At 57.5% G+C, this 12,691-nt stretch carries 11 protein-coding genes; all 11 read left to right on the top strand.

Annotated elements, in window-relative coordinates:
* Positions 1 to 123: 123 nt before the first annotated feature.
* The 11 genes from cra (at position 124) to murG (ending at position 12,626) form a co-directional block, all read left to right on the top strand.
* The gene (cra, locus tag LZU96_RS16960) at positions 124 to 1,134 is read left to right on the top strand and encodes a catabolite repressor/activator (RefSeq protein ID WP_233985311.1); all 1,011 of its coding nucleotides are present in this window, start codon (positions 124 to 126) and stop codon (positions 1,132 to 1,134) included.
* 496 nt (positions 1,135 to 1,630) lie between these two features.
* Positions 1,631 to 2,089: a division/cell wall cluster transcriptional repressor MraZ gene (gene mraZ, locus LZU96_RS16955; protein WP_094119257.1), complete on the top strand. Its 459-nt coding sequence runs from the start codon at positions 1,631 to 1,633 to the stop codon at positions 2,087 to 2,089.
* A 2-nt stretch (positions 2,090 to 2,091) separates the two neighbouring features.
* Positions 2,092 to 3,033, top strand: a complete 942-nt coding sequence (gene rsmH / locus LZU96_RS16950) for a 16S rRNA (cytosine(1402)-N(4))-methyltransferase RsmH (protein WP_233985310.1) — start codon at positions 2,092 to 2,094, stop codon at positions 3,031 to 3,033.
* Positions 3,030 to 3,350, top strand: a complete 321-nt coding sequence (ftsL, locus tag LZU96_RS16945; protein ID WP_094119258.1) for a cell division protein FtsL — start codon at positions 3,030 to 3,032, stop codon at positions 3,348 to 3,350. Before rsmH ends, ftsL begins: the two co-directional genes overlap by 4 nt.
* Positions 3,351 to 3,366: 16 nt before the next feature.
* Positions 3,367 to 5,133, top strand: coding sequence for a peptidoglycan glycosyltransferase FtsI (locus LZU96_RS16940; RefSeq protein ID WP_094119259.1), 1,767 nt, complete (start codon positions 3,367 to 3,369; stop codon positions 5,131 to 5,133).
* The gene (murE, locus tag LZU96_RS16935; protein WP_233985309.1) at positions 5,120 to 6,607 is read left to right on the top strand and encodes a UDP-N-acetylmuramoyl-L-alanyl-D-glutamate--2,6-diaminopimelate ligase; all 1,488 of its coding nucleotides are present in this window, start codon (positions 5,120 to 5,122) and stop codon (positions 6,605 to 6,607) included. Before LZU96_RS16940 ends, murE begins: the two co-directional genes overlap by 14 nt.
* Positions 6,604 to 7,962 (top strand): UDP-N-acetylmuramoyl-tripeptide--D-alanyl-D-alanine ligase, encoded by a 1,359-nt coding sequence (gene murF, locus LZU96_RS16930; RefSeq protein ID WP_233985308.1) that lies wholly within the window; start codon positions 6,604 to 6,606, stop codon positions 7,960 to 7,962. Before murE ends, murF begins: the two co-directional genes overlap by 4 nt.
* On the top strand, positions 7,956 to 9,038 hold the full coding sequence (mraY, locus tag LZU96_RS16925; protein WP_094119262.1) for a phospho-N-acetylmuramoyl-pentapeptide-transferase: 1,083 nt from the start codon (positions 7,956 to 7,958) through the stop codon (positions 9,036 to 9,038). The genes murF and mraY overlap by 7 nt, the downstream gene beginning before the upstream one ends.
* Positions 9,039 to 9,040: 2 nt before the next feature.
* Positions 9,041 to 10,357, top strand: a complete 1,317-nt coding sequence (gene murD, locus LZU96_RS16920; RefSeq protein WP_233985307.1) for a UDP-N-acetylmuramoyl-L-alanine--D-glutamate ligase — start codon at positions 9,041 to 9,043, stop codon at positions 10,355 to 10,357.
* Positions 10,357 to 11,571 (top strand): cell division protein FtsW, encoded by a 1,215-nt coding sequence (gene ftsW, locus LZU96_RS16915; protein ID WP_233985306.1) that lies wholly within the window; start codon positions 10,357 to 10,359, stop codon positions 11,569 to 11,571. Before murD ends, ftsW begins: the two co-directional genes overlap by 1 nt.
* The gene (gene murG / locus LZU96_RS16910) at positions 11,568 to 12,626 is read left to right on the top strand and encodes an undecaprenyldiphospho-muramoylpentapeptide beta-N-acetylglucosaminyltransferase (protein ID WP_233985305.1); all 1,059 of its coding nucleotides are present in this window, start codon (positions 11,568 to 11,570) and stop codon (positions 12,624 to 12,626) included. Before ftsW ends, murG begins: the two co-directional genes overlap by 4 nt.
* The last annotated feature ends 65 nt before the right edge of the window (positions 12,627 to 12,691 follow it).

Here is a 12,691-nt window from a genome sequence, read left to right as displayed (position 1 = left end):
CGGGTTACATTCAGAAAAGCGGTTGCTCCGCGCACTTTTCTGCTGTTAGATGATAACCATGAGTTGTCCATAGCTTAACTGCGGCTATTTTTGTCGTTCGAGCGGCCTTGATTGAGGGTTATCGTGAAACTGGATGAAATTGCGCGCCTGGCAGGCGTGTCGCGCACCACGGCCAGTTATGTCATTAATGGCAAAGCGCGGCAGTATCGTGTCAGCGACAAAACCGTTGAGAAAGTGATGGCGGTGGTGCGTGAGCACAATTACCACCCTAACGCGGTGGCGGCTGGCCTGCGTGCCGGGCGTACGCGATCCATTGGCTTAGTTATTCCCGATCTTGAGAATACAAGTTATACCCGCATCGCAAATTATCTTGAACGTCAGGCACGCCAGCGTGGCTATCAGCTGCTGATCGCCTGTTCGGAAGACCAGCCTGATAATGAGATGCGCTGCATTGAACATCTGCTCCAGCGGCAGGTTGATGCGATTATCGTCTCAACCTCGTTACCGCCAGAGCATCCGTTTTACCAGCGCTGGATCAACGATCCGCTACCGATTATCGCCTTAGACCGCGCGCTCGATCGTGAGCACTTCACCAGCGTGGTGGGCGCCGATCAGGATGACGCTTATATGCTGGCGGCGGAATTACGGCAGCTTGAGGTGAAGAATGTGCTGTTCCTCGGCGCATTGCCTGAGCTTTCGGTCAGTTTCCTGCGCGAGATGGGATTCCGCGAGGCGTGGAAAGAGGATACCCGTCCGATTGACTACATCTACTGCAACAGTTTTGAGCGCAGCGCAGCGGCCGCACTGTTCGAACAGTATCTTGAAGATCACCCGATGCCTGAAGCGCTGTTCACCACCTCGTTTGGTCTGCTGCAGGGCGTAATGGATGTCACGCTGAAACGTGACGGGCGGCTTCCCACCGAGCTGGCTATTGCCACTTTTGGCGACCACGAATTACTGGACTTTCTGGAGTGTCCGGTACTGGCGGTCGGTCAGCGTCACCGGGATGTGGCAGAGCGGGTACTGGAATTGGTTTTAGCGTCGTTAGACGAACCGAGAAAACCTAAACCGGGTTTAACCCGCATCCGGCGTAATTTATACCGCCGTGGACAATTAAGCCGGAAAGTTAAATGAGTCACGGGCAGTATTACTGCTGCCCGCCGTTTTAAATTGCTGTTCTGACATCGACAAAAAAATCACTTGAGGTAAAAAAGCGTAAATTCTGCTCATTGAATCTAACAAATCAAAAAGCTTTATTTATATTATTTGTTTATATCTTCAACAAACCTTCTTCCCCGTCTTGCCTGAAGCCGCTGGGCTTCCTTTCGGAAATCCCCTAAAATGCCGCCGCCGTCTCAGAAACCACGATAAATATTTAGCGCTTTACATTGTTTCATTTTTAGCCATTTTTTTGCGCGCCGCTATTTTTATTCAGGTATTCATCGGTTTAATTTTTATTTTTCCCCCTTTTTTGAATATATCGACACCGGAGGCTAATTTTCCGGCCTGTAAAGAGTGATATTCAACTGCCGCTCCGGCTTGACAAGGATTTCATCGGGTCCTTAAACTCGTTTCGTGGTAAAAAGTGGGATAAAGTGGCGTAAATGGGTAACCAGGGGGTAAGGCTGACATGTTCCGTGGAGCAACGTTAGTCAATCTCGACAGTAAAGGGCGGCTCGCTGTACCAATGCGATATCGCGATTTACTGAACGGTGAGTCGCAGGGGCAGATGGTCTGTACCATCGACCTCCACCAGCCATGCCTGTTGCTTTATACCCTGCCCGAATGGGAAATCATTGAAAAAAAGCTTGCTCGCTTATCCAGTATGAACCCGCTTGAGCGCCGCGTGCAGCGCCTGTTGTTGGGGCATGCCAGTGAGTGTCAGATGGACAATGCAGGCCGCTTGTTGCTGGCGAATACGCTTCGTCAGCACGCCAAATTAACCAAAGAAGTGATGCTGGTTGGACAGTTCAACAAGTTTGAACTGTGGGATGAACAGACCTGGTATCAACAAGTCAGGGAAGATATTGACGCAGAACAGTCGGCTCAGGAACCTTTATCTGAGCGGTTGCAGGACTTGTCGCTATAGCTATGCAGGAAAATTTTAAACATACCACCGTGCTGTTAGATGAGGCGGTTAACGGCCTCAACATCAGGGAAGACGGCATCTACATCGACGGCACGTTTGGTCGTGGCGGTCACTCGCGCTTAATTCTTTCGCACCTTGGCGCGGAGGGAAAGCTGATCGCTATCGATCGTGACCCGCAAGCTATTGCCGCGGCCGCTGAGATCACCGACCCGCGTTTCTCAATTATTCATGGTCCTTTTTCCGCGCTGGCAGAGTACGTTTCTGAGCGTGAATTAGTCGGTAAAATTGACGGCATTTTGCTCGATTTGGGCGTCTCATCGCCGCAACTGGATGATGCCGAACGCGGCTTTTCCTTTATGCGCGATGGACCGCTGGATATGCGGATGGACCCGACGCGCGGCCATTCTGCCGCGGAATGGTTGCTCCACGCCGAAGAAGCGGACATCGCTTTCGTGCTGAAGACCTACGGTGAAGAACGTTTTGCTAAACGTATCGCCCGCGCCATTGTCGAGCGCAACCGCGAGCAGCCGATGACCCGGACCAGAGAACTGGCAGAGGTGATCGCCGCCGCTACGCCGATCAAAGATAAGTTCAAACATCCGGCGACGCGCAGTTTCCAGGCGATTCGCATCTGGATCAACAGTGAACTGGAAGAGATCGACATTGCGCTGAAAGGCGCGGTTGAGGTACTGGCGCCGCAGGGACGGCTGTCGGTGATCAGCTTCCACTCGCTAGAAGATCGGCTGGTGAAGCGCTTTATGCGCGATCAGAGCCGCGGACCACAAGTGCCGGCCGGATTACCCATGACCGAACAGCAGTTACGTGCGCTGGGCGGACGTGAACTGAAGTTGCTGGGCAAACTGTCGCCGGGCGACGCGGAAGTCGCTGAGAACCCACGCGCGCGCAGTTCGGTATTACGTATTGCGGAGAAGACCGACGCATGATCGGTAATGAGCGCCACAGCCTGCCCGCCGTAATTGGCGGGGATCTACTGCGAAAAGGCAAGATCCCGTTTCTGCTGCTGATCGCCGTGCTGGTTTCTGCGGTACTGGTGGTTACCACCACGCATAAAACGCGGTTGCTGACCGCACAGCGTGAGCAACTGGTGCTGGAGCGTGATGCGCTTGATATCGAGTGGCGCAACCTGATCCTGGAAGAGAACGCGCTGGGCGATCACAGCCGTGTTGAACGAATCGCAACCGAGAAGCTGCAATTGCAGCACGTTGATCCTTCACAAGAAAATATTGTGGTGCAGAAATAAGGACCTCAGATAGCGAATGAGCGGCGCAGGCAGAACGCTGAAGTTGAAGAAACCGGAAGATAAAGCCAGCTTTGTAAGCTGGCGTTTTGCGTTGCTGTGCGGCTGTATTTTGCTGGCGCTGGGAGGCTTACTGTCGCGTGTGGCCTGGCTGCAGGTTATTAACCCTGACAAGCTGGTGAAAGAGGGCGATCTGCGCTCGCTGCGCGTGCAGGCGGTGCCGACCTCGCGCGGCATGATCAGCGATCGCGCTGGCCGTCCGCTGGCGGTGAGCGTGCCGGTTAACGCCATCTGGGCCGATCCTAAAGAACTTCATGCCGGGGGTGGCGTGACGCTGGACAGCCGCTGGAAGGCGCTGTCAGATGCGCTCTCCATTCCTCTCGACCAGCTGGCCGCACGAGTAAACGCCAATCCGAAAGGCCGCTTTGTCTATCTGGCGCGCCAGGTCAATCCGGCTATTGGCGAATATGTCAAAAAACTCAAGCTGCCCGGTATCCATCTGCGCGAAGAGTCGCGTCGCTACTATCCGGCCGGACAGGTCACGTCCCATCTGATTGGTTTTACCAACATCGACGGTCAGGGCATTGAAGGCGTTGAGAAAAGTTTCGATAAGTGGCTGACCGGCGCACCGGGCGAACGTACGGTGCGTAAAGATCGTTTTGGCCGGGTGATTGAAGATATCTCCTCGGTCGACAGTCGCGCCGCGCATAACCTGACGCTGAGTATTGATGAGCGCTTGCAGGCGCTGGTCTATCGCGAACTGAACAACGCGGTGGCCTTTAACAAAGCGGAATCGGGCACGGCAGTGCTGGTGGATGTGAATACCGGTGAAGTGCTGGCGATGGCCAACAGCCCGGCGTACAACCCGAACAACCTCAGCAACACGCCAAAAGATCTGATGCGTAACCGCGCCATCACCGACATCTTTGAACCTGGCTCTACCGTCAAGCCCATGGTGGTAATGACCGCACTGCAACGCGGCGTGGTTAAAGAGAACAGCGTACTGAATACCGTGCCGTACCGCATTAATGGTCATGAGATCAAAGATGTGGCGCGCTACAGCGAACTGACCCTGACAGGGGTCTTACAGAAGTCGAGTAACGTCGGGGTTTCACGTCTGGCGTTAGCGATGCCATCCTCAGCGCTGGTAGATACTTACGCGCGCTTTGGACTGGGCAAACCGACCAATTTGGGGCTGGTCGGGGAAAGCAGTGGCTTATACCCTCAAAAACAACGGTGGTCTGACATAGAGAGGGCCACCTTCTCTTTCGGCTACGGGCTAATGGTAACGCCGTTACAGTTAGCGCGAGTCTACGCAACCATTGGCAGCTATGGCATTAATCGCCCGCTGTCGATTACCAAAGTCGATCCGCCGGTCGCGGGACAACGCGTTTTCGATGAGTCACTGGTTAAAACCGTGATGCATATGATGGAAAGCGTGGCGCTGCCCGGTGGCGGTGGTGTTAAAGCGGCGATTAAAGGCTATCGCATCGCGATCAAAACCGGTACGGCGAAAAAGGTCGGGCCGGATGGACGCTACGTCAATAAATACATTGCTTATACCGCAGGTGTCGCGCCTGCCAGTCATCCTCGATTCGCGCTGGTGGTGGTGATCAACGATCCCCAGGCCGGCAAGTATTACGGTGGTGCGGTCTCTGCGCCGGTGTTTGGTGCCATCATGGGCGGCGTATTACGCACCATGAACATCGAGCCGGATGCGTTACCGACCAATGACAAGAACGAGTTGGTGACTAACAGAAGTGAGGAATCAAGTGACAGATCGTAACCTGCGCGACTTACTCAGCCCCTGGGTGCCAGGCGCGCCGGCGCGTCCACTGCGTGACATGACACTGGATAGCCGTATTGCGGCATCCGGCGATCTGTTTGTCGCTGTTGCAGGCCATCAGGCCGATGGACGCCGTTTCATTCCGCAGGCGATTGCACAGGGCGTAGCCGCCGTGATCGCGGAAGCGGAAGGAGAGGCGGCCGACGGCGAAATCCGTGAAATGCACGGCGTACCGGTTATCTATCTGACGCAGCTGCATCAGCGTCTTTCGGCACTGGCTGGCCGTTTTTACCAGCAGCCGGGTGAAAAACAGACGCTGATTGGCGTCACCGGCACCAACGGTAAAACCACTACTACCCAGCTGCTGGCGCAGTGGGCCAGCCTGCTGGGCGAAACCAGTGCGGTCATGGGTACAGTAGGTAACGGATTGATCGGTCAGCTTATCCCGGCTGAAAACACCACCGGCTCGGCGGTCGATGTGCAGCATCTGCTGCACGATCTGGCAGAACAGGGCGCTACGCTGACTGCGATGGAAGTCTCGTCGCACGGGCTGGTGCAGCATCGTGTGGCGGCGCTGCCGTTTGCAGCCGCTGTGTTTACCAATCTCAGTCGCGATCACCTCGATTACCACGGTGATATGCAGCGTTATGAGTCCGCTAAATGGCTGCTGTTCTCTGAGCATCAGGTCGGACAGGCGATTCTGAACGCCGATGATGAAGTCGGCCGTCGCTGGCTGGCAAATCTGCCTGATGCGGTCGCCGTAACGATGGAAAATAATTTACAGCCTGGCTGTCACGGTCGCTGGCTGAAAGCCGACGCGGTGCAGTATCACGATAACGGCGCGCATATCCGTTTCAGCTCCAGCTGGGGCGAAGGCGAAATCGACAGCCGTCTGATGGGCGCGTTCAACGTCAGCAATTTACTGCTGGCGCTGGCGACGCTGCTGGCGCTCGACTATCCGCTTGATGCGCTGATCAACACCGCGCCGCAGTTACAGCCGGTCAATGGCCGGATGGAAGTGTTCAGCGCTGCCGGCAAACCAACGGTGGTGGTGGATTATGCCCATACGCCGGATGCGCTGGAAAAAGCGCTGGAAGCGGCGCGGCTGCACTGCAAAGGTCAGCTGTGGTGCCTGTTTGGCTGCGGCGGCGATCGCGACAAAGGCAAACGTCCATTGATGGGGGCCATCGCTGAGCAGTTCGCCGATCGGGTGGTGATCACCGACGACAATCCACGCAGTGAAGATCCGCAGGCAATTGTGCAGGACATTCTGACCGGCTTGCTGGACCCAGGCCGTGCCCGCGTCGTTGCGGGCCGCGCGCAGGCGGTCACCAGCACCATTATGCAGGCGAAGCCGGAAGATATTGTGCTGGTGGCGGGTAAAGGTCACGAAGATTACCAGATCATCGGCAATCGCCGGCTGGACTACTCCGATCGCGCCACGGTAGCGGCGCTGCTGGGAGGCGCGGCATGATTCCGGTCTCCTTACATACGCTCGCGGAAATCACCGGCGGCACGCTGTATGGCAGTGATTTAACCGTAACTGACGTCACCACCGACACCCGCAAGGTGACGGCGGGCAGCCTGTTTATCGCGATTGTGGGTGAGCGTTTCGATGCCCATGACTTCGTCGGCGACGCGATTGCTAACGGCGCGCAGGCATTGCTGGTGAGTAAGCATTTACCCGTCGCGGTCCCTCAGGTGGTGGTTGCCGACACCCGACTCGGTTTTGGCAAGCTGGCGGCCTGGGTTCGTCAGCAGTCGACCGCCCGCGTGGTGGCACTGACCGGTTCATCCGGTAAAACCTCGGTTAAAGAGATGACCGCGTCGATCCTGCGTCAGTGTGGTGAAACGCTCTATACCGCCGGTAACCTGAATAACGATTTTGGTGTTCCGATGACGCTGCTGCGTCTGACGACAGACCATGAGTATGCGGTGATTGAGCTGGGTGCCAATCATCAGGGCGAAATCGCCTACACCACCGATCTGGTGCGGCCGGAAAGTGCGCTGGTGAATAACCTGGCGGCGGCGCATCTGGAAGGCTTTGGTTCGCTGGCCGGTGTCGCCAAAGCTAAAGGCGAGATTTTTATGGGCTTGCCCGCCAACGGCACGGCAATCCTCAACGCGGATAGCAACGACTGGCCGAACTGGCAGGCACATCTGCAGGGCCAGACGGTCTGGCGCTTCTCGCCTGACGCGGCGGGATGTGACTTCGCTGCCCGCGACATCACCATTGCGCAGGATGGCACCCATTTTGTGATGGTCACGCCGCGCGGTGAAGTGGCGATTACGCTGCCGCTACCGGGACGGCATAACATTGCCAACGCGCTGGCCGCCGCGGCCCTGGCGCTGTCGGTTGATGCGCCGCTGAGCGCGGTCCAGCAGGGTCTGAAAACCTTGCAGTCGGTACCGGGGCGTTTATTCCCGATACGCTTAAATGCGCACCAGCTGCTGCTGGATGACAGCTATAACGCCAACGTCGGATCGATGACCGCCGCGGCCCAGGTGTTGTCAGAAATGCCGGGTTACCGGGTGATGGTGACCGGCGATATGGCGGAACTGGGTGATGAGAGCGAGCAGTGTCACCGTGAAGTCGGACTGGCGGCGCGTGCCGCGGGTATCGATCGGGTACTGAGCGTGGGTAGCGTGAGTCAATTGATCAGCGAGAGCAGTGGTGCTGGCGAACATTTCAGCGATAAAACTGCGCTGACTGAACGTTTGCGTCAGCTGTTGTCCGAACACAAAGAAATGACTGTCTTGATTAAGGGTTCGCGTAGTGCCGCCATGGAGCAGGTAGTACAGAGCTTACAGGAGAAAGGAACATGTTAGTTTGGCTGGCCGAGCATCTGGTCGCTTTTTATTCCGGCTTTAACGTCTTTTCGTATCTGACGTTTCGCGCCATTGTCAGCCTGCTGACCGCGTTATTTATCTCGCTGTGGATGGGACCGCGCCTGATTGCCTGGCTGCAAAAATTGCAGATTGGCCAGGTGGTGCGTAACGATGGCCCGGAATCGCACTTCAGTAAGCGCGGTACGCCGACCATGGGCGGCATCATGATCCTCACCTCTATTACCATCTCGGTGCTGATGTGGGCTTACCCGTCTAACCCGTATGTCTGGTGCGTGCTGGTGGTTCTGATCGGATTCGGCATCATCGGTTTTGTCGACGACTACCGCAAGGTGGTGCGCAAAGACACCAAAGGCCTGATCGCCCGCTGGAAATATTTCTGGATGTCGGTGATTTCGCTGGGCGTTGCGTTTGCGCTTTATGTGGCGGGAAAAGATACGCCCGCCACGCAGCTGGTGGTGCCGTTTTTCAAAGACATCATGCCGCAGCTTGGTCTGTTCTATGTGGTGCTGGCCTACTTTGTGATTGTCGGTACCGGCAACGCCGTCAACCTCACCGATGGTCTTGATGGGCTGGCGATTATGCCGACGGTATTTGTCGCGGCGGGCTTCGCGCTGGTCGCCTGGGCAACCGGTAACGTGAAGTTTGCTGAGTACCTGCACATTCCTTATCTGCGTCATGCCGGTGAGCTGGTGATCGTCTGTACCGCCATCGTCGGGGCAGGGCTGGGGTTCCTGTGGTTCAACACCTATCCAGCCCAGGTCTTTATGGGCGATGTGGGATCGCTGGCGTTAGGCGGCGCGCTGGGCACCATTGCGGTGTTGCTGCGTCAGGAGTTTTTACTGGTGATCATGGGCGGCGTATTTGTGGTTGAAACGCTGTCGGTGATCCTGCAGGTGGGATCGTTTAAGTTGCGCGGCCAGCGTATTTTCCGCATGGCGCCGATCCATCACCACTATGAACTGAAGGGCTGGCCGGAACCGCGCGTCATTGTGCGCTTCTGGATTATTTCGCTAATGCTGGTGCTGATTGGCCTGGCCACGCTGAAGGTGCGTTAATCATGGCTGACTATCGGGGTAGAAAAGTCGTCATCATCGGGTTAGGCCTCACCGGTCTCTCCTGTGTTGATTTCTTTTTAGCGCAGGGCGTAACGCCTCGCGTGATGGACACCCGTGTGTCGCCGCCGGGGCTGGAGAAATTGCCAGCGCAGGTGGAACGCCATCTGGGCGGCATTAATGCTGACTGGCTGCTGGATGCTGACCTGATTGTCGCCAGCCCGGGCGTCGCGCTGGCGCATCCGATTCTCAGCGAGGCGGTCGACGCCGGGATTGAAATCGTCGGTGATATCGAGCTGTTCTGCCGTGAAGCGCAGGCACCGATTGTGGCGATTACCGGCTCCAACGGCAAAAGCACCGTCACCACGCTGGTCGGCGAGATGGCGAAAGCCGCTGGCTGGCAGGTGGGCGTAGGCGGGAATATTGGTCTGCCGGCGCTGAGCCTGCTGCAATCGCCGGCGCAACTCTATGTGCTGGAGCTCTCCAGCTTCCAGCTTGAGACTACCCACAGCCTGAAAGCGGCGGCGGCGACCGTGCTTAACGTCACCGAAGATCACATGGATCGCTATCCGCTCGGTATGCAGCAGTATCGCGCCGCCAAGCTGCGCATCTATGAAAATGCGCAGGTCTGTGTGGTCAATGCCGATGATGCCCTGACCATGCCGGTTCGTGGCGCGGATGCGCGCTGCATCAGCTTTGGTATCGACTTTGGTGACTATCACCTCAACAAGCAGCAGGGCAGCGTCTGGCTGCGGGTGAAGGGCGAGAAGGTGCTGAACACCGCTGAAATGAAGCTGGTGGGGCAACATAACTATACCAATGCGCTGGCTGCGCTGGCGCTGGCCGATGCGGTCGGCCTGCCACGCGCCTCCAGCCTGGCGGCGCTCACCAGCTTCAACGGTCTTGCGCATCGCTTCCAGCTGGTACATGAACATCAGGGCGTGCGCTGGATCAATGACTCCAAAGCCACCAACGTCGGCAGCACCGAAGCCGCGCTGAATGGCCTGCAGGTCAGCGGCACCTTATGGCTGCTGCTGGGCGGCGACGGCAAATCAGCCGATTTCTCCCCGCTGACGCCTTATCTGCAGGGCGATAATCTGCGGATCTACTGCTTTGGCCGTGATGGCGATGCGCTGGCCGCGCTGCGTCCGGAGATTGCCGTACGCACCGAAACGCTGCGTGAGGCGATGGAGCAGATCGCCCCGCAGGTGAAGTCAGGCGACATGGTGCTGTTGTCACCGGCCTGCGCCAGTCTCGATCAGTTCCGTAATTTTGAGCAGCGTGGCGAACAGTTCGCGCAACTGGTGAAGGAGCTGAGCTGATGCGTATTCCTGGCGCCGGACTGGCGCGTTTCTTCTCAGGCCGCCTGCAGGATTGGGTGATGGGGGCGCGCGAAAGCGATGACACCTCGCTGGTGCTGTATGACCGCACGCTGCTGTGGCTGACGCTCGGCCTGGCGGTAATTGGTTTTGTGATGGTGACTTCCGCCTCTATGCCGGTGGGTCAGCGTCTTAATGACGATCCGTTTTACTTCGCCAAGCGTGATGCGTTTTATATCGCGCTGGCAATCGGCATGGCGCTGGTGACGCTGCGGGTGCCGATGGATTTCTGGCAGCGCTACAGCAACGTCATGCTGATGGCCTCGGTGGCGATGCTGCTGATTGTACTGGTAGTGGGTAGCTCGGTTAACGGCGCGTCGCGCTGGATCGCGCTCGGACCGCTGCGTATTCAGCCAGCAGAACTCTCCAAGTTAACCCTGTTCTGCTATCTCGCCAGCTATCTGGTGCGCAAAGTGGAAGAGGTGCGTAACAACTTCTGGGGCTTCTGTAAGCCGATGGGCGTGATGGTGGTGCTGGCAGTGCTGCTGCTGGCGCAGCCGGACCTCGGTACCGTGGTGGTGCTGTTCGTGACCACACTGGCGATGCTGTTCCTGGCGGGGGCCAAGCTGTGGCAGTTCCTGGCGATTATCGGCTCCGGCATCTTTGCTGTGGTGCTGTTGATCATCGCGGAACCGTACCGTATGCGCCGCGTCACCTCCTTCTGGAACCCGTGGGAAGATCCGTTTGGCAGCGGCTACCAGCTGACTCAGTCGCTGATGGCGTTTGGTCGCGGTGAATTCTGGGGCCAGGGGCTGGGTAACTCGGTGCAGAAACTGGAATATCTGCCGGAAGCACACACCGACTTTATTTTCTCGATTATCGGTGAAGAACTCGGCTACATCGGTGTGGTTATGGCGCTGTTAATGGTATTCTTCGTCGCTTTTCGTGCGATGTCGATTGGCCGCCGTGCCCTGGAGCTGGATCAGCGTTTTTCCGGCTTTCTGGCCTGTTCAATCGGTGTCTGGTTTAGCTTCCAGGCGCTGGTCAACGTCGGCGCGGCAGCCGGTATGTTACCGACCAAAGGTCTGACGCTGCCACTGATCAGTTATGGCGGGTCGAGTCTGATTATCATGTCGACCGCCATCGTCTTTTTGTTACGCATAGATTATGAAACGCGACTGGCAAAAGCGCAGGCGTTTACCCGAGGTGGTCGATGAGCAGTAAGCGATTGATGGTGATGGCGGGCGGAACCGGTGGGCATGTCTTTCCCGGTCTGGCTGTCGCCCATCATCTGATGGAACAGGGCTGGCAGGTCCGCTGGTTAGGCACCGCCGACCGTATGGAAGCGGATTTAGTGCCAAAGCACGGCATCGACATCGATTTTATCCGCATCAGCGGACTACGTGGCAAAGGCTTTAAGGCGTTACTGCTGGCTCCGCTGCGCATCTTTAACGCCTGGCGTCAGGCGCGCCGCATCATGAAAGCCTGGCAACCGGATGTGGTGTTAGGAATGGGCGGCTATGTTTCCGGACCCGGCGGTTTAGCGGCCTGGAGCTGTGGCATCCCGGTGGTGCTGCATGAGCAGAACGGCATTGCCGGCCTGACCAACAAGTGGCTGGCGAAGATCGCCACCAAAGTGCTGCAGGCGTTTCCCGGTGCCTTTCCCCGAGCTGATGTGGTCGGCAATCCGGTGCGTACCGATGTGCTGGCTCTGCCGCTGCCGGCTGAGCGTCTGGCCGGTCGCACGGGTCCGATCCGGGTACTGGTGATTGGCGGCAGTCAGGGCGCGCGGGTACTCAACCAGACACTGCCGCAGGTTGCTGCGGAGCTGGGCGAGGCGATCACGCTGTGGCACCAGACCGGTAAAGGCGGCTTGCCGGTGGTGGAAAAAGCCTATCAGCAGGCGGGTCAGCCCCAGCACAAGGTCACCGAGTTTATTGATGATATGGCCGCCGCCTATGCCTGGGCTGATGTGGTGGTCTGTCGCTCCGGTGCCTTAACGGTGAGCGAAGTCGCCGCCGCAGGATTACCCGCGATTTTCGTGCCGTTTCAGCACAAAGATCGCCAGCAGTACTGGAACGCGCTGCCGCTGGAAAAAGCCGGCGCGGCCCGAATTTTTGAGCAGCCGCAGTTTACGGCGGAGGCGGTTGCGGATCTGCTGCGCCACTGGGATCGCCCGACGTTACTGACGATGGCTGAACAGGCCCGTCAGGTTGCGATTCCCGATGCGACCGATCGGGTCGCGCAGGAAGTGGCTCGCGCCGCAAAGTAATCATTCCGGTCAGCGCGTCTGACCCGTGCTCAGGTTGAGCACAAACTGAAAGAGCAGGTAATTGA

The organism is Pantoea agglomerans (assembly GCF_021397715.1).
Taxonomy (GTDB): domain Bacteria; phylum Pseudomonadota; class Gammaproteobacteria; order Enterobacterales; family Enterobacteriaceae; genus Pantoea; species Pantoea astica.
This window is presented reverse-complemented; position numbering and strand designations above follow the sequence as displayed.

Coding starts and splice junctions, on each gene's coding strand:
- murF (WP_233985308.1), top strand. CDS start 6,604: ATGATTCCGGTCTCCTTACATACGCTCGCGGAAATCACCGGCGGCACG.
- murG (WP_233985305.1), top strand. CDS start 11,568: ATGAGCAGTAAGCGATTGATGGTGATGGCGGGCGGAACCGGTGGGCAT.
- mraY (WP_094119262.1), top strand. CDS start 7,956: ATGTTAGTTTGGCTGGCCGAGCATCTGGTCGCTTTTTATTCCGGCTTT.
- ftsL (WP_094119258.1), top strand. CDS start 3,030: ATGATCGGTAATGAGCGCCACAGCCTGCCCGCCGTAATTGGCGGGGAT.
- mraZ (WP_094119257.1), top strand. CDS start 1,631: ATGTTCCGTGGAGCAACGTTAGTCAATCTCGACAGTAAAGGGCGGCTC.
- LZU96_RS16940 (WP_094119259.1), top strand. CDS start 3,367: ATGAGCGGCGCAGGCAGAACGCTGAAGTTGAAGAAACCGGAAGATAAA.
- murD (WP_233985307.1), top strand. CDS start 9,041: ATGGCTGACTATCGGGGTAGAAAAGTCGTCATCATCGGGTTAGGCCTC.
- rsmH (WP_233985310.1), top strand. CDS start 2,092: ATGCAGGAAAATTTTAAACATACCACCGTGCTGTTAGATGAGGCGGTT.
- ftsW (WP_233985306.1), top strand. CDS start 10,357: ATGCGTATTCCTGGCGCCGGACTGGCGCGTTTCTTCTCAGGCCGCCTG.